The organism is Bacillus cereus group sp. BfR-BA-01408 (genome assembly GCF_022663305.1).
GTDB lineage: Bacteria > Bacillota > Bacilli > Bacillales > Bacillaceae_G > Bacillus_A > Bacillus_A pacificus.
Window position 1 is genome coordinate 37,212 of record NZ_JAKUFF010000021.1, and the last position, 21,716, is coordinate 58,927.

Below are 21,716 nucleotides of genomic sequence, written 5' to 3' on the forward strand. Positions count from 1 at the left end.
TAAATACGTTGAGTCTTTCTACCTGTTCAAAAAAGAAAAATGGCTTCTATAAGAAAACCATCATTCTGTTTCATAATCTGCTGATTTTACTATCTTTTCCAAGAGAAACAAAAATATACATCTTTCTCAACGCAGAAAATCATATATTGGCATTGTATAATGTTAACATAGCCAAAAATAACCGTCAACGTTTTTTTGATTTTATGATATAATATCCTTTTTTCTTTTCTACAACTTCGACTTCAGAAAACACTTCTTCTAGTTTCTTCAGCGCAGATGGTGCACCTTGTTTCTTTTGAATAACAATCCACAACTCTCCACCTGGAACTAAATGTTCTACAGCTTTTTCTAAAATCTCATGCACGATATCTTTACCTGCACGAATTGGAGGATTAGATAGAATAGCAGCATACATACCATCTACATTTTCATAGACGCTACTTTGAAAAATGTGCACATTTCCAATTCTATTGTTAGCGGCATTTTCTTTTGCAAGCTCAAGTGCCCTTTCATTCACATCCACCATGTGAACTTTACGGTCTTGAAACTCTTTCGCCAACGATAAACCAATTGGTCCATATCCACAACCTACGTCTAATATGTCACCTTTAATATCTGGCACTTGAAACGCTTCAATTAAAAGACGAGAACCAAAGTCCACTTCGTTTTTCGAGAACACCCCACGGTCAGATAAGAAAGTAAATTGAGATCCACGAAGCGTAAATTCCCATCGCTTACGATCACTTTTACTAGAAGGGTCGTTAGAAAAATAATGGTCTGCCATATGGCCACCTCTTTTCTTTACAGTTAAAAAAAAAGCTCGCATGAGAGCGAGCTTTTTTTAAAGCATCAAAAGTTAATTACTTAACTTCTACAGCAGCGCCAACTTCTTCAAGTTTAGCTTTGATTTCTTCAGCTTCTTCTTTAGCAGCAGCTTCTTTGATTACTTTTGGAGTGTTGTCAACTAATTCTTTAGCTTCTTTTAAGCCAAGACCAGTGATTTCACGAACAACTTTGATAACTTTGATTTTTTGTGCACCAGCGCTAGTTAGTTCCACATCAAATTCAGTTTTCTCAGCAGCAGCTTCTCCAGCGCCACCAGCAACAGCTACAGGAGCAGCAGCAGTTACGCCGAATTCTTCCTCGATAGCTTTTACTAAGTCGTTAAGTTCTAATACAGTCATAGATTTAACTGCTTCAATGATTTGTTCTTTAGTCATTGTAAATATCCTCCCTTAAATAGGTTTGTATTGTTTTATCGATAATACGTAATTATCTTTTAAAAAATTAAGCGCCTTGCTCTTCCTTTTGGTCTGCAACTGCTTTAGTAGCAAGTGCAAGGTTACGGATTGGAGCTTGAAGAACGCTAAGAAGCATAGAAAGTAAGCCTTCACGTGATGGAAGAGTAGCGATAGCTTTAACCTCATCAAGTGTTACAAGTTTACCTTCGATTACGCCCGCTTTAATTTCTAAAGCTTCATGATCTTTAGCGAAGTCGTTTAATACTTTCGCAGGAGCAACTACATCCTCGTTACTGAACGCGATTGCGTTTGGTCCTGTTAAGAATTCATTTAACTCAGCCATTTCAGCAGATTCTGCAGCACGACGAGTTAGAGAGTTTTTGTAAACTTTGAACTCAACGCCAGCTTCACGTAATTGCTTACGTAATTCTGTTGCTTCAGAAACTGTTAAACCACGGTAGTCAACAACGATTGTAGATTTACTAGCGCGAAGTTTGTCCGCGATTTCAGTTACAACTTGTTGTTTAGTTTCGATTACTTTGCTCATGTTATTACACCTCCTGTAGATTATATAGAAGATGTACCGAAAGTGCACTAAAAACCTCCATGCCCAACTTGTAGACATGGAGGCATATAGTCACAGAAAAAAATTCCGCTTCGTATATTAACACCTAGGTAGGAAATTAAGTCTATTGACACCTACTGTCTACGGTACACTAATTAAATTCACAACATAAATGATTATATTAAAACTTCTTTATGAAGTCAACTTCCAAAATTTACGCTAATGTAGAAACGTCTACACGTACGCCAGGTCCCATTGTAGAAGCAACTGTTACGTTCTTCATGTAAGTACCTTTTGCAGCAGCTGGCTTAACTTTTTGTAAAGTGTCAGCGATTGTTCTGAAGTTTTCTACTAATTTAGCATCTTCGAAAGATACTTTACCGATTGGAACGTGGATGTTACCAGCTTTATCAACGCGGTATTCAACTTTACCAGCTTTGATTTCGTTAACAGCTTTAGTTACATCGAAAGTAACTGTTCCAGTTTTAGGGTTTGGCATTAAACCTTTAGGTCCTAATACGCGACCAAGTTTACCAACTTCACCCATCATATCAGGAGTTGCTACTACTACATCGAAATCGAACCAACCTTGTTGGATTTTACCGATGTAATCAGCATCGCCTACGAAGTCAGCTCCAGCAGCTTCAGCTTCTTTAGCTTTTTCACCTTTAGCGAATACTAATACACGTTGCACTTTACCAGTACCGTGTGGAAGAACAACTGCACCACGGATTTGTTGGTCAGCTTTCTTAGGGTCAACACCTAAACGGAATGCAGCTTCTACAGTTGCATCAAATTTAGCTGTGTTTGTTTTCTTTACTAATTCTACTGCTTCTGTTGCAGAGTAAGCAGCTGCACGATCAACAAGCTTTGCAGCTTCTACGTACTTTTTACCTCTTTTAGCCATTTTTATTTCCTCCTCGAATGTGGTTTTAGCGGAATAACCTCCCACGTTTACGCTTATTTTCAGGTATAACCTGAGGATGCGCGCCACCCATTTATTTAAAAACGATAATCATTTACGATAATAAAGGTTGCGAATTGGAATTCCAGACCCGCAACCTTTTTTAAAAAACAAATCGAATTAGTCTTCGATAACGATGCCCATACTGCGTGCAGTACCTTCAACCATACGCATTGCAGCTTCTACGCTAGCAGCGTTTAGGTCAGGCATTTTAGTTTCAGCGATTTCGCGTACTTTATCACGCTTAACAGTTGCCACTTTATTACGGTTTGGTTCACCAGAACCAGACTCAATACCAGCTACTTTCTTAAGAAGAACAGCAGCAGGAGGAGTTTTAGTAATGAAAGTGAATGAACGGTCCTCAAATACCGTAATTTCAACAGGGATGATAAGACCAGCTTGATCTGCTGTACGAGCGTTAAACTCTTTACAGAAGCCCATGATGTTAACACCTGCTTGTCCTAATGCTGGACCAACTGGTGGAGCTGGGTTAGCTTTACCTGCAGGAATTTGAAGCTTTACCATTTTAATTACCTTTTTAGCCACGAGACACACCTCCTTAAGTCCGTGATGTGGTCAATTGGACAGTGATTTGCCCTCCCACGTCATATTTTATCTCTAAGGATAAAATCTTTCAAAAAACGTCTCCGATAACGAAGACGTACTGACTTAAAAGATATTATCACTTTTTACAATTCATTTCAAGTTTCATTTTATAATTTTTCAATTTGATGGAAGTCAAGTTCAACTGGAGTCTCGCGACCAAACATGTCCACAAGCACGCTAACCTTCTTCTTCTCCACATCAATTTCTTCGATAGCACCTGTATAATCTGCGAATGGCCCCTCATTTACACGTACTGTCTCATGAAGTTCAAAGTCGAAATCAACCACCTCGTTGTCCATTCCCATATGTTTCATAATGGTAACAACTTCCTCTTCTAATAGAGGTGATGGTTTAGATCCAGAACCAGAAGAACCAACGAACCCAGTTACACCTGGTGTGTTACGTACAACATACCAAGAGTCATCAGTCATGATTAATTCTACTAATACATAACCTGGGAACACTTTTCTTTTCATTAATTTTTCTTTACCATTTTTCATTTCTACTTCTACTTCTTCCGGGACAACAACACGGAAAATTTTATCTTGCATACCCATTGATTCTACACGTTTCTCTAGGTTTGCTTTTACTTTATTTTCATATCCAGAATAAGTATGGACAACATACCAACTTTTTTCCATTCATTTAGGACGAGCGTCCTTCCCTCCCTGACGTACATTTTTTTGCGCAAATGAAAAAACCCGTTCACCGGGCTTTTACACAGTTCTTATAAATAACATTATATCATGGATAAGTGCTTCTTATTCAAGAATTAACCAAGAATTAACCGAATTAAAGAAGAAATGCCCATATCAACAACTGCGAAGAAAATCGCAAAGAAGACAACTGTAGCGATAACAGTCGCTGTTGAACGGAGTAATTCATCTTTTTTAGGCCAACTTACTTTTTTCATTTCGCGACCTACATCGCCGAAAAAGTTCGTTAAACGCATCTACGGGACCTCCAGTGTATTATTTCAATTATTTATTTTGTTTCCTTGTGAACTGTATGCTGATTGCATGTTTTACAAAATTTCTTTATTTCAAGTCGCTCTACTGAGCTCGTATCTTTCATCGTAGAGTAGTTTCGATTTTTACACTCTTCACATGAGAGTACAACTTTTTTCCTCATTAGTTACACCAACCTTGTAACATTATGTCCCTAAAAATGTATCATACAATAAAAGACAATGTCAATGTCATGCCTTTTGTACTCCCTACAAAAAGAAAACAGGTGATTTTTACACCTGTAGTACTTGTTATGAATTTAAAGTGGTACTCTCTCGCATTTCCATATATCGTTCCAATTTCCGCTTCACCCTCTGTAAAGCGTTATCAATAGATTTCACATGTCTATTTAACTGTTCCGAAATCTCTTGATAAGAACGGCCGTCTAGATATAAAGAAAGCACTTTTCTTTCTAAATCGCTTAATAATTCAGATATTTTAGATTCTATGTCTGTATATTCTTCCTGACTTATAATCATTTCTTCAGGATCAGTTACCTTCGCTTCCGAAATAACATCTAATAATGTCCGATCAGATTCCTCGTCATAAATCGGTTTATCTAAAGACACATATGAATTTAACGGAATATGCTTTTGCCTGGTTGCTGTTTTAATAGCGGTAATAATTTGTCGAGTGATACACAGTTCAGCAAATGCTTTGAATGAAGACAGCTTGTCCTCCTTATAATCACGAATCGCTTTAAACAATCCAATCATACCTTCTTGAACAATATCTTCTCGATCGGCACCCACTAAGAAATAAGATCTCGATTTCGCGCGAACAAAGTTCTTATATTTGTGAATCAAATATTCTAGAGCGTCAGTATTACCTTTTCGAACTAACTCAACGATTGCCTCATCTTCTAAATCACGAAATGTAACGTCGCCTACACTTACGAAGCCTGCTTCCACCTTGATCCCTCCGACCGCTATTTATTTAGCAATATTATACAGTAAAAAGACAAAGAGCGTCAATGCTTCAACGCTCTCCTCTTCTTAATTTTTCTAACTTTTCTGTAATATCTTTACTAAATATCTTTCGCATGGCGGGTTGCTTTTCTTTTGTGTCTTGTGTACGCCTTCTTACTTGTTGCTCCATCGCTTGTACTTCCAACTCTAATTCCCGCGCAGATTTCCGGAGCGCACCTTGAGCAAATATAACCCATTGTTCCGTATAATCAGAAGTCGCAACATATATTTGCGTATTTATATTTCTAAGTTCAATCGCAAGTTGCTCTATCTTTTCATCTGCCGTTTGATTCTTCCTCGTGAATATAACTTCCACACGCGATTGTTTCATCTTTTTTTCAATACCGTGGACTGTATACGCATCAAAAACTATCATTACCTTTGTCCCTGTATAACCTTGGTAATCCGCCATCTTATCAATCAGTGCATCTCTTGATGACTGCAAATCTACATCCCGTAGTTTCTTCAAGTCTCCCCAAGCTCCAATAATGTTGTAACCGTCAACGATTAAAATATCGTTCATTTTTTATTTACCAATTTCGTTACGTTTACGATATACCTCATACATTAACAAACTTGCGGCCACTGAAGCATTTAAGGATGTAACTTTACCAACCATCGGTAAAGTAATTAAGAAATCACATTTTTCACCAATAATACGACTCATACCTTTTCCTTCACTTCCAATTACTAATCCAATTGGCATTTTACCATCTAAATTACGATAATCCGTTTTCCCTTTTGCATCTGTACCAGCAATCCAAAGTCCACGTTCTTTTAATTCATCGATTGTACGAGATAAATTCGTTACGCGTGCAACAGGAATATATTCAATTGCCCCAGTAGATGCTTTCGCAACTGATGCAGTAAGTCCCACAGCTCTTCTTTTCGGAATTATAATTCCATGAGCCCCTGTTGCGTCCGCAGTACGCATAATAGAACCTAGGTTATGCGGGTCTTCAATTTCATCTAGAATTAAGAAGAACGGATCTTCGTTACGCTTCTCTGCTACTTTAAATAGATCTTCTAGCTCCGCATATTGATATGCGGCCACTTGAGCAATTACACCTTGATGGTTCCCCTCAACTAATTGATCTAACTTCTTTTTTGGTGCATGTTGCAAAATAATTTTATTTTCTTTCGCTAGTGCTAGTACAATTTGTACTTGTCCTTTGGCAGCACCTTCTGCGATCCAAATTTTATTAATATCTCTCCCTGATCGTAACGCTTCAATTACAGGGTTACGTCCGATAATATATTCACTACTCATGATGATGTGCCCCCTTCCTTTTCTTCTAGAACAGCAATTGCCTTATATACAATTTCGTCTAATCTTTCACGATTATTTAATAAGTGATGATAGCCAATTAACGCTTCAAAGGCTGTACTATGTCGATATGTTTGTACATCTGTATTTTTCGGAACAGTACCTGAATTTGCATTACGCCCTCTTCTTAGTACTGCCTCTTCTTCCTCAGTTAAAAATGCTGTCTCTAATAAATGATAAACAACTTTCGCCTGTGCTTTTGCCGAAACAAAGCTTGTCCCTAATCGATGCAACTGATTAGGACGAACCTTCCCTTTTTGAAGTAGGTGATAGCGGATATATTGTTCATATACCGCATCACCCATATATGCTAACGCTAAGCTGTTTAATTGCTTTGCATCAATCATTCTTATCCTCTTTTCCATCTTGTACCTTGAGCGGTATCTTCTAAAATAATATTACGATCTTTTAAATCATCGCGAATTTGATCTGATAATGCAAAATCACGATTTTTACGAGCTTCAATACGTTTTTGAATAAGCGCCTCAATTTCTTCATCTAGTAACTCTTCTTGTGCTAATTCTAACCCTAAAATATCAAATAATGTTTCAAGTTGTTTTACGTATGCTTGAATTACCACTGTAGACGTATGTTCTTCCAGTAAATATTGATTTGCATGATTTGCTACATTATATAACTCAGTGATTGCATTAGCAGTATTGAAATCATCATTCATCGCTTCTTCAAATGCAGTTTGGAATTTTTCCAGATCAGCTAACCATTTCTCATTATGATCTGTTAAATCCGTACTACTTTCCATACGGTGTTTCAAATTACCGTAAGCTGTTTTAATTCTTTCCAGTCCGTTATTTGTGCTTTGTAATAACTCTTCACTGAAATTAATTGGGTGACGATAATGTACTGATAGCATAAAGAATCTAATTAACTGCGGATCATATTGCTTAATGATATCGTGAACTAAAATGAAGTTCCCAAGTGACTTAGACATTTTCTCATTATTAATATTAATATATCCATTGTGCATCCAATAACGTGCAAATGTTTTTCCTGTTAGCGCCTCAGACTGCGCAATTTCATTCTCATGATGAGGAAATGCCAAGTCTTGACCACCGGCGTGAATATCAATTGTGTCCCCTAAGTATTTACGCGCCATTGCCGAGCATTCGATATGCCAGCCTGGACGACCTTGACCCCAAGGGCTTTCCCAGAAGATTTCTCCTTCTTTCGCAGCTTTCCATAGTGCAAAATCAAGAGGGTCTTGTTTCTTTTCTCCTACTTCAATACGCGCACCGTGACGTAAGTCCGCGATCGGTTGATGTGATAACTTACCGTACCCTTCGAATTCCTTCGTTCTAAAGTACACATCCCCTTCTGATTCATATGCATATCCTTTATTCACAAGTTCTTGAATAAATTCAATAATAATATCCATATTTTCTGTTACACGCGGATGAACTGTTGCATGTTTGCAACCTAATGCCGTTACATCTTCAAAGTACGCTTCTACGAAACGGTCCGCAATTGTCGGCACATCTTCGCCTAACTCATTTGCTGCTTTAATTAATTTATCATCTACGTCAGTAAAGTTAGATACATACTGCACATCGTACCCTTTATATTCTAAATAACGGCGCACTGTATCAAATACCATAGGTGGTCTTGCGTTCCCGATGTGAATATAGTTATAAACTGTAGGTCCGCATACATACATCTTCACCTTATTTTCTTCTAATGGAATAAACTCTTCCTTTTGACGTGTTAACGTATTATAAATGTGAATAGTCATTTTTATCCTTCCTTTCTACCTTTACTTCAAGTTGTTTTTTCAATTTATCAAGTTCTACTTCCATGACCTTTAATTTATCAAAAATTGGGTCTGGAAGGTCGGAATGATTTAATTCCTGACCGATCTTTACTCCATTTTGAATAACGACTCGGCCAGGTATACCTACAACTGTAGAATGTGCAGGGACTTCTTTTAATACGACAGAACCTGCTCCAATTTTAGAATTCTCTCCAACTGTAATAGAACCTAGTACTTTAGCACCCGTTGCAATTAATACATTATCCTGGATTGTAGGGTGCCTCTTTCCCTTTTCTTTACCCGTACCACCTAATGTAACCCCTTGATAGATCGTTACATTGTCACCAATTTCGCACGTTTCTCCAATTACAACCCCCATTCCATGGTCAATGAAAAAACGACGACCAATTGTTGCTCCTGGATGAATCTCAATGCCAGTAAAGAAACGACTAACTTGTGAGATCCAACGTGCAATAAAGAAGAAATTCTTTTTATAAAAAGCATGTGCAATTCGATGGGCCCAAACTGCATGTAATCCAGAGTAAGTCAAAATGACTTCGAAATAACTTCTTGCCGCTGGATCCTGTTCAAAAACGACTTCAATATCTTCCCGAAGCCTCTTAAACATCGACGTTCCCTCCCCTTTATGGGCTGCTTTTTCGAGTGAACTAACTCCCTACTTATCCCCCTAAATCTTTATACACGTGGATAAAGATTATACTCACACCCAGTTTTACGGTATAAAAAAAGACGTCTCTGTCATATTGACAGAGACGCCTTATAAGCGCGGTTCCACTCTGTTTAGGCTAAAAAAGCCTCAAACTCATCTCTGATAACGGTGTACACCGCTTCTGCTTACTTTACGTCCTAGACGTTTCGCAAAACCATTTGCTGTTCAGCAGAAGACTCGAAGGGGCATTTCAAAAACCCGCTTATAAACCACTTCCAGCCTAAGGTGGTTCTCTCTGTAAAAAGCCTGATTTTCTACTTCTCCTTCTCGTCGCTTTTCCTTATTAGGTTTTAAGTATACTTATTATATTTCTAAACCTAGAAAATGTTAACCAATTACTTTTTGAAGACGATTTAAAACTTTTTCTTTTCCAAGAAGTGCAATAGCATTAGGAAGCTCTGGGCCGTGTGTTTGACCAGTAGTTGCAACACGGATTGGCATAAATAAGTTTTTACCTTTATGACCTGTTTCCTTTTGAACTGCCTTAATAGCCGCCTTAATTGCTGCCGGTTCCATAGCTTCTAGTGCTTCTACTTGACCAGCAAATGCACGAAGTACTTCTGGTACTTGTTCACCTTTTAATACTTCTTGTCCTTCTTCTTCATAATCAACATGATCTTTGAAGAACATTTCAGAAAGCTCTACAATTTCAGCTCCAAAGCTCATTTGTTCATGATATAACGCAATTACATCACGAATCCACGCTTGTTCTTGTTCACTTAAAGTTTCACCTATACGTCCAGCCTTTACTAAATGCGGTAAGCTTAATTCTACTACCGTATCTAAATCTTGCTTTTTCATATATTGGTTGTTCATCCATTTTAGTTTTTGAGAATCAAATAATGCAGGTGATTTTGATAAACGAGCTGCATCGAACATTTTGATAAACTCTTCTTGAGAGAAGATTTCTTCTTCTCCTACTGGCGACCAACCTAGTAATGCAATAAAGTTAAAGATTGCTTCTGGAAGATATCCAAGCTCTTTATATTGCTCAATAAATTGAATAATAGATTCATCACGCTTACTTAATTTTTTACGGCTTTCATTTACAATTAAAGTCATATGACCGAATTGTGGAATATCCCAACCGAAAGCTTCATAAATCATCATTTGTTTTGGAGTGTTTGAAATATGGTCATCACCACGAAGCACGTGTGTAATTTCCATTAAGTGATCATCTACTGCTACTGCAAAGTTATAAGTTGGAATCCCATCTTTTTTCACAATAACGAAATCACCGAAATCATTTGAATGGAATGCAACTTCATCTTTTACAATATCTTTAAATGTGTAATCACGGTCAGCTGGTACACGGAAACGAATACTTGGAATACGTCCCTCAGCTTCAAATTCTTTCACTTGCGCTTCAGTTAAATCACGGTGGTTACCTGCGTAACGAGGTGTTTCACCACGAGCAATTTGCCCTTCGCGTTCTGCTTCTAGTTCTTCTTCTGTCATATAACATTTGTAAGCTAAACCACGCTCTAATAAATCTTCATATAACTTTTTATAAATATCTAAACGCTCTGTTTGACGATATGGTCCAAATTCACCACCAACATCAACACCTTCATCCCAGTCCATACCGAGCCATTTCAAGTATTTTAATTGGCTTTCTTCTCCACCAGCAACATTACGTTTTACATCAGTATCTTCAATACGAATAATAAACTTACCATCTTGATGACGAGCAAATAAATAATTAAATAATGCCGTACGCGCATTTCCGATATGTAAGTGTCCTGTTGGACTTGGCGCATAGCGCACTCTCACTTGCTTTTCCATAATTGGTACACCTTCCATTCTTAATGTCAACACATTCTATAATTGTACACCAAAAAAATGTGATTATCCATCTTACGAATTAAAAACCATTATTTTTTCTGTAATAAAACAACTGCTTGAGAAGCAATTCCTTCTTCTCTACCTGTAAATCCTAATTTTTCTGTTGTTGTTGCCTTTACATTGATATTATCAATAGACGTTTCTAATAGTTCACTAATGCGTTTACGCATACTTTCAATATGTGGTGCCATTTTTGGCTTTTGAGCAATAATTGTACAATCTAAATTTCCTAATTCATAACCTTGTTCACGCACAAATTCCCAAACCTTTTGCAACAATACAGCTGAATCAGCATCTTTAAAGGCAGGGTCTGTATCAGGGAAATGTTTTCCGATATCTCCTGCTGCAATTGCACCTAAACAAGCGTCCGCGATTGTATGTAACAATACATCTGCATCGGAGTGACCGATTAATCCTTTCTCATGAGGAATTGTAACCCCACCAATAATTAACGGTCTACCCTCTGCGAATTCATGTACATCAAAACCTTGTCCAATTCGAAACATTTTTTACATCCTCCTCGAGCTAAACTACTGAGCTTTATGATTCTATATTATATCGCTATCTTTATAAAGAAAAGCCCGGCTGTTGCCGAGCTTTTCTTCGCTATAATCATTGCTATCATTTCTTTTGAACGTGAAGAAAACTTTCAGCAATTAGTAAATCCTCTGGAGTCGTCACCTTAATATTATAGTAACTCCCCTCTACTACACCTACTTGCTTCCCGATACGTTCTACCAGACTTGCATCATCTGTACCAAGAAAACAACTCTGTTTCGCACTTCTATGAGCTTCTAACAAAAGAGAAACAGAGAACCCTTGCGGTGTTTGTACAGCTTTCAGCTGAGATCTTTCTACTGTTTCTACAACAACACCCTGCTCTACTTTCTTAACAGTATCTTTCACTGGCACCGCACAAATGGAAGCTCCATATTTTTCTGCTGCAGTTAATACATCTTGAATCACTTTATTCGTTACAAATGGGCGCGCACCGTCATGTACAAGAACATACTCAACATCACTCGTATGCTGAATCGCGTTATATACACTATCTTGTCTTTCAGCTCCACCTTGAATAAATTGCACTGGCTTTTTAACCGGATACTTCTGCATTAACTCTTCAAAATACGGGCGCTCTTCTTCATTAATTGCCATAATAATATTTTTACATGCTTTATCCTTTTCAAAAGCACGTAACGTATGCACAATAATCGGTACTTCATTAATAAGTAAGAACAACTTATTTTTGCCAGCACCCATCCGCTTTCCTTGACCCGCTGCTGGAATAATTAATGTATACATATTAATAATCCTCTACTTATAATGCTTTTTCTAATAATTTACGTTTGGCAAAAATCATACGCCCCGCCGATGTTTGTAACACACTCGTAACGAGTACATCGAGTTGTGAGCCCACATATTCTCTACCATCTTCTACTACAATCATTGTGCCATCATCTAAATATGCCACACCTTGATTTTGTTCTTTTCCATCTTTTACAACATAAACACTTAGTTCTTCACCTGGGAGTACAACAGGTTTAATTGCATTAGCTAAATCGTTAATGTTTAGCACCGTTACCCCTTGTAATTCAGAGACCTTGTTTAAGTTGAAGTCATTCGTTACTACCGTTCCACCAGTGATTTTCGCTAACTTTACAAGTTTGCTATCCACTTCTTGAATATCGTCGAAATCGCCTTCATAAATTTCTACCGGAATCGGCATCTCTTTTTGAATACGATTTAAAATATCTAATCCTCTGCGACCACGATTACGTTTTAAAGCATCAGAAGAATCGGCAATGTGCTGAAGTTCTTCTAACACGAATTGTGGAATGACAATTGTTCCTTCTAAAAACTTTGTTTGGCAAATATCAGCAATACGTCCATCGATAATTACACTTGTATCAAGAATTTTCCAATGCGCTAAAGATTCTTCTACCTCATTTTCTGGTTCTTCATTCTCACTATTATTATTTTTCTTTTTCCCACGTTGTGGTAATGTAAATAATCCTAGCAATTCATTCCTCTTTTTAAACCCTACTTGGAATCCTAAATATCCTAGTAAAAGAGTAAAGAACACTTGCAACACTGTACTAATAACTGGAATTGTAAATTCACGAATTGGTATTAAAATTAAATACGCAACAATAAGCCCAGAGATTAACCCTAATGTACCAAATAAAACATCTGCTACAGGCGCCTTTACAAGAGCCTCTTCAATATGCTTAATAAGTTGAACAATATAATCTACAAGCCAAAATGTTGTTAAAAATAAAATAATTGCACCAATAATTGCACGAACATACGATCCTTCCAATAAAGGAACGGCACCGATGTCTAATACATTAATAACTTTTGGGATTAAGTAAATCCCTAACGCTCCCCCGATTACTAAAAAGAAGAGCTGTACAATCCGTTTTAACATCCAACCACCTCCTACTCATTATTAACCATTGTTTCGCTAATCAAAACGCCGAATGCAAAAGCGGACGTGTTTTTTTATAAATAGTTTTATTTACCAATATATCATATCATATACCAAAAATGTTCTAGTGTCGTTATATTATGGAATCAATGTAATATTCTTAATTGTGTCTACTCATATAGAGATGCTCTTGAATTCTTTTTAGGCCTTCTCGTATTTTCTTCGCCCTGACTTCTCCAATTCCTTCCACATCATCTAATTCATTAATAGTTGCACGACAAACACCCTGCAAGGTTTTAAATCGATTAATTAAATTTTCAATGATAAGTGGTGGAACACGCGAAATTTTGCTTGTGATTCGGTATCCTCTCGGCGTCACACTTTCTTCTAAGCTCGTTTGTCCCGGGTATCCGAGCAATTTAACTAAATCACTATCCTCTAGAAGTTGTGTATTCGCAAGCTCTTGTAACTTTTTCAAAATTTGATGATGGTCTTGTGTTTTTTCTTGATAGTAATCTTTAATTAATAGCGCTGCCTCTGCTTCTAAGTCGGCTAGTAGTTCCGTAAGTTGTAAACGAATTAACCTACCTTCTGTTCCCAATTCATGAATATAGCTCAATATTTCATTTTTAATACGTAGTACCATTTCAACACTATGTAAAACATGAACCACCTCGGACATTGTAACAACCTCTTCAAATTCTAGAATGCCCAAATTCGTAATCCCATCATTCCATACAGCCTTATATTTTTCTAACGTTTGAATAGCTTGGTTTGCCTTTGTTAAAATAACACCTATATCTTTTAGTGTATAACGTAAATTCCCTTGGTATAGCGTAATTACGTTACGTCTCTGTGAAATAGCCACAACAAGGCTACCAGTCTGCTTTGCTACACGCTCCGCTGTTCGGTGGCGCATACCTGTCTCAATAGAGTCGATAGATGACTCTGGAACTAACTGTGCGTTCGCAATCAAAATTTTACTTCCAGTTTCATTTAAAATAAGTGCCCCATCCATTTTTGCTAATTCGTATAAACTAGCCGGAGAAAATGCACAATTAATATGAAAACCTCCATCAACAATACTTTTAATCTGCTCATTATATCCAAGAACAATTAATCCCCCTGTTTGTGCGCGAAGTACATTATCTATCCCTTCGCGCAGTGGTGTTCCCGGGGCCACAAGTTGTAAAATATTAATCATACTTTTGACACGTTGCTTGTTTTCTTCCATAGCCTAGCCTCCTAATGTCAAACGAAGCGCTTCTCCTAAATTAGATACACCAACTACCTCAATCCCATCTGGAATTGTCCATCCTCCCAAATTTTTTCTAGGAATAATAGCGCGTTGAAATCCTAATTTAGCTGCTTCTTGTACACGTTGTTCAATTCTTGATACTCTTCTTATTTCTCCAGTTAATCCTACTTCTCCTATTACTGCATCGGTTGGTGCCGTAGATTTATCTCTAAAACTTGAAGCTATACTTAAAGCGACAGCTAAATCAATTGCTGGTTCATCTAACTTCAAACCACCTGCTACTTTTAAATATGCATCCTGATTTTGCAATAATAAGCCTGTTCTTTTTTCTAGCACTGCCATAATAAGCGATACACGGTTATGATCAATTCCCGTTGCCATTCTTCGAGGGTTTCCAAAACTAGTAGGGGAGATTAATGCTTGTATTTCTACTAAAACTGGTCTTGTTCCTTCCATTGAGGCAACCACTGTTGATCCTGCAACCCCAACTGGTCTTTCCTCAAGAAAAATTTCAGAAGGGTTTAATACTTCTGCAAGGCCAAGCTCTTTCATTTCAAAAATACCCATTTCATTCGTAGAACCAAAACGATTCTTTACTGCTCGCAAAATGCGGTATGTATGATGACGGTCTCCTTCAAAGTAAAGAACTGCATCGACCATATGTTCTAACATACGAGGTCCTGCAATCGCTCCCTCTTTTGTCACATGTCCAACGATAAAAATAGGGATCCCTTTCGTTTTTGCAAGTTTCATTAATTCCGCTGTACATTCACGAACTTGTGCCACACTTCCCGGCGCTGATGTTACTTCAGGTAGATGTATTGTTTGAATAGAATCAATAACAACAAAGGCTGGGTTCACCTCTTCAATATGTGTTGCAATTCGCTGTAAATCCGTCTCTGATACAACAAATAGATTACTACCATTTACATGTAAACGATCCGCACGCAGTTTAATCTGTTTTGCTGATTCTTCACCCGATATATATAGGACATCATATGAAGAATCTGCTAATTGCGATGATATTTGTAACAGTAACGTTGATTTTCCAATCCCGGGGTCTCCACCAATCAGTACTAAGGATCCATCTACAATCCCGCCACCAAGTACACGGTTAAATTCTTGAAATTTTGTTTCAATACGCGCCTCAGACTTTGTTTCCACTTCTGTTAGACGTCTTGGTTTTGTTACTTCTGTTTGAATTGCATTGGCATAATTAAGGCGCCTTGATGATACAACTGGTTCCATCTCTTCAACAAGCGTATTCCATTGACCACATCCAGGGCATTTCCCCATATATTTTGGTGACTGATACCCACACTCTTGACATGTGAATTTTGTTTTCTTTTTAGCCATATCGTTTTATATCTCACTTCACTTTCATCTATAAACAATTTATCTTTGTCGTACAAGAAAGAGGGCTATCTCGTAGCCCTCTTAGTTTGTCTATACTTATTTTACCTTTTCAGCACTATGAATGACAAATGATTCTCCTTCAACATCAAAGATAACTTTTTGTCCTTTCTCAATAGCACCTTTTAAAAGTTCTTCCGATAGTCTATCTTCTACATGTTTCTGAATTGCTCTACGAAGCGGACGAGCACCGTACTCTCGGTCAAACCCTTTATCAGCAATAGCTGAAATCGCTCCTTCTGTTAAATGCAATTCAATTTCTTGCTCTTTTAAGCGATTTACTAACTGATTTACCATAAGTGTTACAATCTCTTGAATATGTTTTTTCTCAAGCATATGGAACACGATAATTTCATCAATACGGTTTAAGAATTCTGGACGGAATGCCTTTTTCAGTTCATCCATTACTTTACCTTTCATATCTGAATAATCGCGGCTCTCATCTTGTACGTTAAATCCAAGATGTTTATTACGTTTTAACGCTTCTGCACCAACGTTAGATGTCATAATAACAATTGTATTACGGAAATCAACTGTACGCCCTTTAGAATCTGTTAAGCGACCATCTTCTAATACTTGTAGTAAAATGTTAAACACATCAGGATGAGCTTTCTCTACTTCATCTAATAAGACAACTGAATATGGCTTACGGCGAACCTTTTCTGTTAATTGTCCACCTTCTTCATATCCAACATATCCTGGAGGAGATCCAACTAAACGAGAAGTAGAATGCTTCTCCATGTACTCAGACATATCGATGCGAATCATTGCATCCTCATCACCGAACATAGATTCTGCCAACGCTCTTGCTAGCTCCGTTTTACCTACACCTGTTGGTCCTAAGAAAATAAATGAACCAATCGGACGTTTCGGATCTTTCAAGCCTGCTCTAGCACGACGAACAGCTTTCGCTACAGCTACTACCGCTTCATCTTGACCAATAACACGATCGTGAAGAATCGATTCTAAGTTTAATAATTTATCAGTCTCTGTTTGTGCAAGTTTAGAAACCGGGATACGAGTCCACGTAGAAACGACATTTGCAATATCTTCTACTGTCACTTCTGAGTTTTCTTTTCCTTGTTGCTCTTTCCATTGACGCTTCGTATCTTCTAACTTCTCACGTAAGCGTTGTTCCATATCACGTAACGAAGCAGCTTTTTCAAATTCTTGACTTTGTACAGCTGCATCTTTCTCTTTTCTAATTTCCTCAAGCTTCACTTCAAGCTCTTTTAGATTTGGTGGTGTTGTATAAGAGCGTAAGCGAACCTTTGAAGCAGCTTCATCAATTAAATCAATTGCTTTATCTGGTAAGAAACGATCTGTAATATAACGATCTGAAAGCTTTACAGCTGCATCAATTGCATCATCCGTAATAGATACGCGGTGATGTGCCTCATAACGATCGCGTAAACCTTTCAAAATTTGAGTTGATTCATCTAAACTTGGCTCATCAACGTGAATTGGTTGGAAACGTCTCTCTAAAGCTGCGTCTTTTTCAATATATTTGCGGTATTCATCTAACGTTGTCGCCCCAATACATTGTAATTCACCACGAGCTAAAGATGGTTTTAAAATATTCGATGCGTCAATAGCACCTTCTGCGCCACCTGCACCAATTAATGTATGAAGTTCATCAATAAATAGAATGATATTTCCTGCTTGGCGGATTTCATCCATTACTTTCTTCAAACGGTCTTCAAATTCACCACGGTATTTCGTTCCGGCTACCACCGTACCCATATCTAGTGTCATAACACGCTTATCTCTTAAAGTTTCAGGAACTTCATTATTTACAATTTGTTGTGCTAATCCTTCTGCAATTGCCGTTTTACCTACACCAGGCTCCCCAATTAATACAGGGTTGTTTTTTGTTCTACGACTTAAAACTTCAATTACACGTTGAATTTCTTTACCACGTCCAATAACAGGATCTAAACGATTTTCACGTGCAACAACTGTTAAATCACGTGCTAAGCTATCAAGTGTTGGTGTATTTGCATTTGTTGAAGAACCACCTTGATGACCTGAACTTGCTTCATTACTTCCAAGAAGTTGCAATACTTGTTGTCTTGCCTTATTTAAGCTAACACCTAAATTATTTAAAACACGTGCTGCTACCCCTTCACCTTCGCGGATTAAACCAAGTAAGATATGTTCTGTTCCAACATAAGAATGGCCTAATTTGCGAGCTTCATCCATAGACAACTCAATAACCTTTTTAGCACGCGGTGTATAATGCACAGTTTGAGAAGCTTCTGTTCCGCGCCCAATTAACGCTTCTACCTCTTTTTGAACTTTCTCCGGGCTTAATCCAAGAGCAATCAACGCTTTTGCTGCAATTCCTTCACCTTCGCGTACAAGCCCAAGTAAAATATGTTCTGTTCCAATATTGTTATGCCCAATACGAATCGCTTCCTCTTGAGATAAAGCTAATACTTTCTGTGCTCTTTCTGTAAATCTTCCAAACATCATAGAAATCGCCTCCTACTTGCGCTTAGTTTTTTTCAATACGTAATCGCTCACGGATTAAGGTTGCTCTTCGATAATCTCTTTCTTCTGGTCCTAAAGGTCCTCCTGCATATTGTTGTAAAATGCCTGGTTGTGTAAGGACCATTAGCTCAGTCAAAATATTTCTCGATATACCTTTTATATATCCTAAATCAATACCAAGTCGTAAATCTGATAAGCAATTGGCTGCTTCCGCAGATTGAATTAAACGACTGTTGGCTAGTATGCCATAAGAGCGATAAACTTTATCTTCAAGCTCAATACTTGAATTTTGTACAATTAATTCTCTAGCCATCTTTTCTTGCTGTATGATTTGTTGAATGACACTCTTTAAATCTGCAATAATATCTTCTTCAGATTTTCCTAGCGTCATTTGGTTTGACACTTGAAATATATTACCTAACGCTTCGCTACCTTCACCGTATATTCCTCTTACTACTAACCCTAATTTTTGAATTACTTGTATAATACGGCTAATTCTTTTCGTTAAAACGAGTCCCGGTAAATGAATCATTACGGAAGCCCTCAATCCTGTACCAACATTAGTAGGGCAGCTTGTAATATATCCAAGTGATTCATCAAAAGCATATTCAACCTCTTTCTCAATCCAATTATCTATTTGATTGGCACTTTGAAGAGCCTCTGATAACTGCAATCCTGAAAATAAGCACTGAATCCGAATATGGTCTTCTTCATTCAGCATAACACTAATATGTTCGCTTTCTGACAATAGACATGCTCCATATTCTGTTCCTGCAAGGTTGGGACTAATTAAATGCTTTTCAACTAATACTCTCCTTTGAAGAGGCGTTAATTCATTCATTTTTAATAGCTCAAACTCTCCAAAAGGTTCTACCGTTTTATTTATAAATTCCTTTTTAAATAATTCTTGAATCAGTTTAGCTTCTTCTTCATTTTGCATAGTAGAGAATTGATATTTTTTAAAATTACGAGCCAAACGAATTCGACTACTTAAAACAATATCAGAATCAGGGCCATCCCCCTTCATCCATGGACTAATCGCTTCATTCATAATTTTGTCCAGTGACATAGAACTATTCCCCCTCTCTATGCTCACTAAGCTGATTTTCAAGGTTTCTAATTTTATCCCTTACTTCAGCAGCTTTCTCAAATTCCTCTTTCTGTACGTATTGTTTCAGAATGAGTTTTAGTTCATCTAATTCTTTCTTTAAGTGAATATTTCCTTCTATACGCTCCGGAATTTTTCCGCAATGATCTGTATGCCCGCCGTGAAGACGTTTTAATAACGGCTTTAAATGTTCCTTAAATGTATCGTAACAAGAAGCACATCCAAAACGTCCTACCTTTGTAAGTTGCTCATATGTCATTTTACAATCTGGACATCTTAATATATTTGTGTTCGAAAATCCGCTTTTTCCTTCTTCAAACATTGTTGATTCACCGTGTAATAACCCAGCAAATAAATCATGGAATGAAAAGTTAGACTGCGATGATTGAAAGAAAGACGTATAGCCACTTTGTTCTGCACATTGCTCACAAAGATGAACTTCCGCCTTCTTTTCGTTAATTACTTTTGTATAATGTAAAGTTGCTGGTCTTATATTACAGTTTTGACAAGTCATCACTATCCCCACCTTTACAACAGGAACGATCTATCTCATAGTATTTTTCATACATTACTAGACTGTTCACTTGCCTTTATTCGTTTACATAAAAGTGCGTGTTCTTTTTTCAAAACTTCTACAATATTTAACTGCCTTATCTCTTAATTATTATTCTTTTACAAAAGCTGTATTTATTTATATTTCAGTGTTCTTAACATTGCGCATAATATTCGAGCCCTAAGTTCATCTCGAGAAGGAACATCCATTGATAATACAGAACGATCTAGTACGCTTAACATAAGTTTAGCTTCACGATTCGTTATGATTCCCTCTTCTATTAAACGTATAATCATACTCTCTGCATTTCCTTGCGCAACGCTATGATCAATCATATGAAGCATTTGATCAATAATGTCTATATCATCATGCAGTTTGACTTTTATAATGCGAATGTAACCTCCTCCACCACGTTTACTTTCTACTACAAATCCTCTTTCTAACGTAAAACGGGTATTGATTACATAATTGATTTGAGATGGTACGCACTCGAATCGATCCGCAATCTCATTTCTTTTGATTTCAATCACATTATTATTACTTAAGTCAATAACTTGCTTTAGATATTGCTCAATGATATCAGATATATTTCTCATTTATCCGCCACCTTTATTGACTTTGACTATCTTTGACTTTAATTATATACGTATTAATAAAATTTGCAACTCTTTTGCTTATTTACTATCCTAGCCACATTTTCCTGTATTTAATCAAAATAATAATTATTTAAATACATTTTTAATTACTATGGATTATAAAAGAAAACACGAAAAAACACGAGTCATTTGACTCGTGTTTAGTTGCTTGGCGACGTCCTACTCTCACAGGGACAAGGTCCCAACTACCATCGGCGCTAGAGAGCTTAACTTCCGTGTTCGGTATGGGAACGGGTGTGACCTCTCTGCCATCATCACCAAACTATGAAGGCATATTCCTTCAAAACTAGATAACATTTGCTTCATATTATATGGTTAAGTCCTCGATCTATTAGTATTCGTCAGCTCCACATGTCACCATGCTTCCACCTCGAACCTATCAACCTGATCATCTTTCAGGGATCTTACTAGCTTACGCTATGGGAAATCTCATCTTGAGGGGGGCTTCATGCTTAGATGCTTTCAGCACTTATCCCTTCCGCACATAGCTACCCAGCTATGCCCTTGGCAGAACAACTGGTACACCAGCGGTGCGTCCATCCCGGTCCTCTCGTACTAAGGACAGCTCCTCTCAAATTTCCTACGCCCACGACGGATAGGGACCGAACTGTCTCACGACGTTCTGAACCCAGCTCGCGTACCGCTTTAATGGGCGAACAGCCCAACCCTTGGGACCGACTACAGCCCCAGGATGCGATGAGCCGACATCGAGGTGCCAAACCTCCCCGTCGATGTGGACTCTTGGGGGAGATAAGCCTGTTATCCCCGGGGTAGCTTTTATCCGTTGAG

24 protein-coding genes, 2 rRNA genes and 2 other annotated features are annotated in these 21,716 nt (G+C 37.6%); all 26 genes read right to left on the minus strand.

What is annotated here, in order from left to right; genetic code table 11:
• Positions 1-184: 184 nt before the first annotated feature.
• Positions 185-784, minus strand: a complete 600-nt coding sequence (locus MR083_RS11820) for a class I SAM-dependent methyltransferase (RefSeq protein WP_000763282.1) — start codon at positions 782-784, stop codon at positions 185-187.
• Positions 785-860: 76 nt separating this feature from the next.
• Positions 861-1,220, minus strand: a complete 360-nt coding sequence (gene rplL, locus MR083_RS11825; protein ID WP_000159736.1) for a 50S ribosomal protein L7/L12 — start codon at positions 1,218-1,220, stop codon at positions 861-863.
• Positions 1,221-1,287: 67 nt separating this feature from the next.
• A complete protein-coding gene (gene rplJ / locus MR083_RS11830) occupies positions 1,288-1,788 on the minus strand; it encodes a 50S ribosomal protein L10 (protein WP_000048716.1) in 501 nt (166 codons plus the stop codon).
• A gap of 39 nt (positions 1,789-1,827) precedes the next feature.
• Positions 1,828-1,971, minus strand: a sequence feature (ribosomal protein L10 leader region).
• A 49-nt stretch (positions 1,972-2,020) separates the two neighbouring features.
• Complete coding sequence (gene rplA / locus MR083_RS11835) at positions 2,021-2,713, minus strand: 50S ribosomal protein L1 (protein WP_002020168.1); 693 nt, start codon at positions 2,711-2,713, stop codon at positions 2,021-2,023.
• A 177-nt stretch (positions 2,714-2,890) separates the two neighbouring features.
• Positions 2,891-3,316, minus strand: coding sequence for a 50S ribosomal protein L11 (rplK, locus tag MR083_RS11840; protein ID WP_001085872.1), 426 nt, complete (start codon positions 3,314-3,316; stop codon positions 2,891-2,893).
• A 167-nt stretch (positions 3,317-3,483) separates the two neighbouring features.
• Positions 3,484-4,017: a transcription termination/antitermination protein NusG gene (gene nusG / locus MR083_RS11845; RefSeq protein ID WP_000415794.1), complete on the minus strand. Its 534-nt coding sequence runs from the start codon at positions 4,015-4,017 to the stop codon at positions 3,484-3,486.
• A gap of 131 nt (positions 4,018-4,148) precedes the next feature.
• On the minus strand, positions 4,149-4,328 hold the full coding sequence (gene secE, locus MR083_RS11850; RefSeq protein ID WP_001241321.1) for a preprotein translocase subunit SecE: 180 nt from the start codon (positions 4,326-4,328) through the stop codon (positions 4,149-4,151).
• Between the two features lie 32 nt (positions 4,329-4,360).
• Positions 4,361-4,507 (minus strand): 50S ribosomal protein L33, encoded by a 147-nt coding sequence (rpmG, locus tag MR083_RS11855; protein ID WP_002070160.1) that lies wholly within the window; start codon positions 4,505-4,507, stop codon positions 4,361-4,363.
• A gap of 127 nt (positions 4,508-4,634) precedes the next feature.
• Positions 4,635-5,294, minus strand: a complete 660-nt coding sequence (locus MR083_RS11860) for an RNA polymerase factor sigma-70 (protein WP_000387198.1) — start codon at positions 5,292-5,294, stop codon at positions 4,635-4,637.
• A gap of 67 nt (positions 5,295-5,361) precedes the next feature.
• A complete protein-coding gene (locus tag MR083_RS11865) occupies positions 5,362-5,874 on the minus strand; it encodes an NYN domain-containing protein (protein WP_000997883.1) in 513 nt (170 codons plus the stop codon).
• A gap of 3 nt (positions 5,875-5,877) precedes the next feature.
• Positions 5,878-6,621, minus strand: a complete 744-nt coding sequence (rlmB, locus tag MR083_RS11870; RefSeq protein ID WP_000093759.1) for a 23S rRNA (guanosine(2251)-2'-O)-methyltransferase RlmB — start codon at positions 6,619-6,621, stop codon at positions 5,878-5,880.
• The gene (locus MR083_RS11875; protein WP_000564261.1) at positions 6,618-7,025 is read right to left on the minus strand and encodes a Mini-ribonuclease 3; all 408 of its coding nucleotides are present in this window, start codon (positions 7,023-7,025) and stop codon (positions 6,618-6,620) included. The genes rlmB and MR083_RS11875 overlap by 4 nt, the downstream gene beginning before the upstream one ends.
• A 2-nt stretch (positions 7,026-7,027) precedes the next feature.
• Complete coding sequence (gene cysS, locus MR083_RS11880; protein WP_000152256.1) at positions 7,028-8,425, minus strand: cysteine--tRNA ligase; 1,398 nt, start codon at positions 8,423-8,425, stop codon at positions 7,028-7,030.
• The gene (gene cysE / locus MR083_RS11885) at positions 8,406-9,071 is read right to left on the minus strand and encodes a serine O-acetyltransferase (protein ID WP_000476500.1); all 666 of its coding nucleotides are present in this window, start codon (positions 9,069-9,071) and stop codon (positions 8,406-8,408) included. Before cysE ends, cysS begins: the two co-directional genes overlap by 20 nt.
• 138 nt (positions 9,072-9,209) lie before the next feature.
• Positions 9,210-9,453: a binding site (T-box leader), on the minus strand.
• 47 nt (positions 9,454-9,500) lie between these two features.
• Positions 9,501-10,958, minus strand: coding sequence for a glutamate--tRNA ligase (gene gltX / locus MR083_RS11890; RefSeq protein WP_000415154.1), 1,458 nt, complete (start codon positions 10,956-10,958; stop codon positions 9,501-9,503).
• 89 nt (positions 10,959-11,047) lie between these two features.
• A complete protein-coding gene (gene ispF, locus MR083_RS11895) occupies positions 11,048-11,524 on the minus strand; it encodes a 2-C-methyl-D-erythritol 2,4-cyclodiphosphate synthase (protein ID WP_000488396.1) in 477 nt (158 codons plus the stop codon).
• 115 nt (positions 11,525-11,639) lie between these two features.
• Positions 11,640-12,320, minus strand: coding sequence for a 2-C-methyl-D-erythritol 4-phosphate cytidylyltransferase (gene ispD / locus MR083_RS11900; RefSeq protein WP_000288294.1), 681 nt, complete (start codon positions 12,318-12,320; stop codon positions 11,640-11,642).
• Between the two features lie 16 nt (positions 12,321-12,336).
• Positions 12,337-13,446 carry a PIN/TRAM domain-containing protein gene (locus tag MR083_RS11905; protein ID WP_000919684.1) on the minus strand — a complete coding sequence of 370 codons (1,110 nt, stop codon included), beginning with the start codon at positions 13,444-13,446 and terminating at the stop codon, positions 12,337-12,339.
• 160 nt (positions 13,447-13,606) lie between these two features.
• On the minus strand, positions 13,607-14,680 hold the full coding sequence (gene disA / locus MR083_RS11910) for a DNA integrity scanning diadenylate cyclase DisA (protein WP_000392168.1): 1,074 nt from the start codon (positions 14,678-14,680) through the stop codon (positions 13,607-13,609).
• 3 nt (positions 14,681-14,683) lie between these two features.
• Positions 14,684-16,060 (minus strand): DNA repair protein RadA, encoded by a 1,377-nt coding sequence (gene radA / locus MR083_RS11915; RefSeq protein WP_001085212.1) that lies wholly within the window; start codon positions 16,058-16,060, stop codon positions 14,684-14,686.
• 96 nt (positions 16,061-16,156) lie between these two features.
• On the minus strand, positions 16,157-18,592 hold the full coding sequence (gene clpC, locus MR083_RS11920) for an ATP-dependent protease ATP-binding subunit ClpC (protein ID WP_000971179.1): 2,436 nt from the start codon (positions 18,590-18,592) through the stop codon (positions 16,157-16,159).
• Positions 18,593-18,614: 22 nt separating this feature from the next.
• A complete protein-coding gene (locus tag MR083_RS11925) occupies positions 18,615-19,679 on the minus strand; it encodes a protein-arginine kinase McsB (protein ID WP_000050822.1) in 1,065 nt (354 codons plus the stop codon).
• A gap of 4 nt (positions 19,680-19,683) precedes the next feature.
• A complete protein-coding gene (locus MR083_RS11930; RefSeq protein ID WP_000128394.1) occupies positions 19,684-20,232 on the minus strand; it encodes a protein-arginine kinase activator protein McsA in 549 nt (182 codons plus the stop codon).
• A gap of 173 nt (positions 20,233-20,405) precedes the next feature.
• Entirely contained in the window at positions 20,406-20,867 is a 462-nt protein-coding gene (gene ctsR / locus MR083_RS11935; RefSeq protein WP_001244563.1) for a transcriptional regulator CtsR, read from the minus strand.
• Between the two features lie 206 nt (positions 20,868-21,073).
• Positions 21,074-21,189 (minus strand): 5S ribosomal RNA (gene rrf / locus MR083_RS11940).
• Positions 21,190-21,238: 49 nt separating this feature from the next.
• Positions 21,239-21,716 (minus strand): 23S ribosomal RNA (locus MR083_RS11945); the annotation flags it as partial.

Bases quoted from the DNA above. Each gene is read 5' to 3' on its own strand.
- MR083_RS11820 (WP_000763282.1), bottom strand. From the start codon at position 784: ATGGCAGACCATTATTTTTCTAACGACCCTTCTAGTAAAAGTGATCGT.
- rplL (WP_000159736.1), bottom strand. From the start codon at position 1,220: ATGACTAAAGAACAAATCATTGAAGCAGTTAAATCTATGACTGTATTA.
- rplJ (WP_000048716.1), bottom strand. From the start codon at position 1,788: ATGAGCAAAGTAATCGAAACTAAACAACAAGTTGTAACTGAAATCGCG.
- rplA (WP_002020168.1), bottom strand. From the start codon at position 2,713: ATGGCTAAAAGAGGTAAAAAGTACGTAGAAGCTGCAAAGCTTGTTGAT.
- nusG (WP_000415794.1), bottom strand. From the start codon at position 4,017: ATGGAAAAAAGTTGGTATGTTGTCCATACTTATTCTGGATATGAAAAT.
- secE (WP_001241321.1), bottom strand. From the start codon at position 4,328: ATGCGTTTAACGAACTTTTTCGGCGATGTAGGTCGCGAAATGAAAAAA.
- rpmG (WP_002070160.1), bottom strand. From the start codon at position 4,507: ATGAGGAAAAAAGTTGTACTCTCATGTGAAGAGTGTAAAAATCGAAAC.
- MR083_RS11865 (WP_000997883.1), bottom strand. From the start codon at position 5,874: ATGAACGATATTTTAATCGTTGACGGTTACAACATTATTGGAGCTTGG.
- rlmB (WP_000093759.1), bottom strand. From the start codon at position 6,621: ATGAGTAGTGAATATATTATCGGACGTAACCCTGTAATTGAAGCGTTA.
- MR083_RS11875 (WP_000564261.1), bottom strand. From the start codon at position 7,025: ATGATTGATGCAAAGCAATTAAACAGCTTAGCGTTAGCATATATGGGT.
- cysS (WP_000152256.1), bottom strand. From the start codon at position 8,425: ATGACTATTCACATTTATAATACGTTAACACGTCAAAAGGAAGAGTTT.
- cysE (WP_000476500.1), bottom strand. From the start codon at position 9,071: ATGTTTAAGAGGCTTCGGGAAGATATTGAAGTCGTTTTTGAACAGGAT.
- gltX (WP_000415154.1), bottom strand. From the start codon at position 10,958: ATGGAAAAGCAAGTGAGAGTGCGCTATGCGCCAAGTCCAACAGGACAC.
- ispF (WP_000488396.1), bottom strand. From the start codon at position 11,524: ATGTTTCGAATTGGACAAGGTTTTGATGTACATGAATTCGCAGAGGGT.
- ispD (WP_000288294.1), bottom strand. From the start codon at position 12,320: ATGTATACATTAATTATTCCAGCAGCGGGTCAAGGAAAGCGGATGGGT.
- MR083_RS11905 (WP_000919684.1), bottom strand. From the start codon at position 13,446: ATGTTAAAACGGATTGTACAGCTCTTCTTTTTAGTAATCGGGGGAGCG.
- disA (WP_000392168.1), bottom strand. From the start codon at position 14,680: ATGGAAGAAAACAAGCAACGTGTCAAAAGTATGATTAATATTTTACAA.
- radA (WP_001085212.1), bottom strand. From the start codon at position 16,060: ATGGCTAAAAAGAAAACAAAATTCACATGTCAAGAGTGTGGGTATCAG.
- clpC (WP_000971179.1), bottom strand. From the start codon at position 18,592: ATGATGTTTGGAAGATTTACAGAAAGAGCACAGAAAGTATTAGCTTTA.
- MR083_RS11925 (WP_000050822.1), bottom strand. From the start codon at position 19,679: ATGTCACTGGACAAAATTATGAATGAAGCGATTAGTCCATGGATGAAG.
- MR083_RS11930 (WP_000128394.1), bottom strand. From the start codon at position 20,232: ATGACTTGTCAAAACTGTAATATAAGACCAGCAACTTTACATTATACA.
- ctsR (WP_001244563.1), bottom strand. From the start codon at position 20,867: ATGAGAAATATATCTGATATCATTGAGCAATATCTAAAGCAAGTTATT.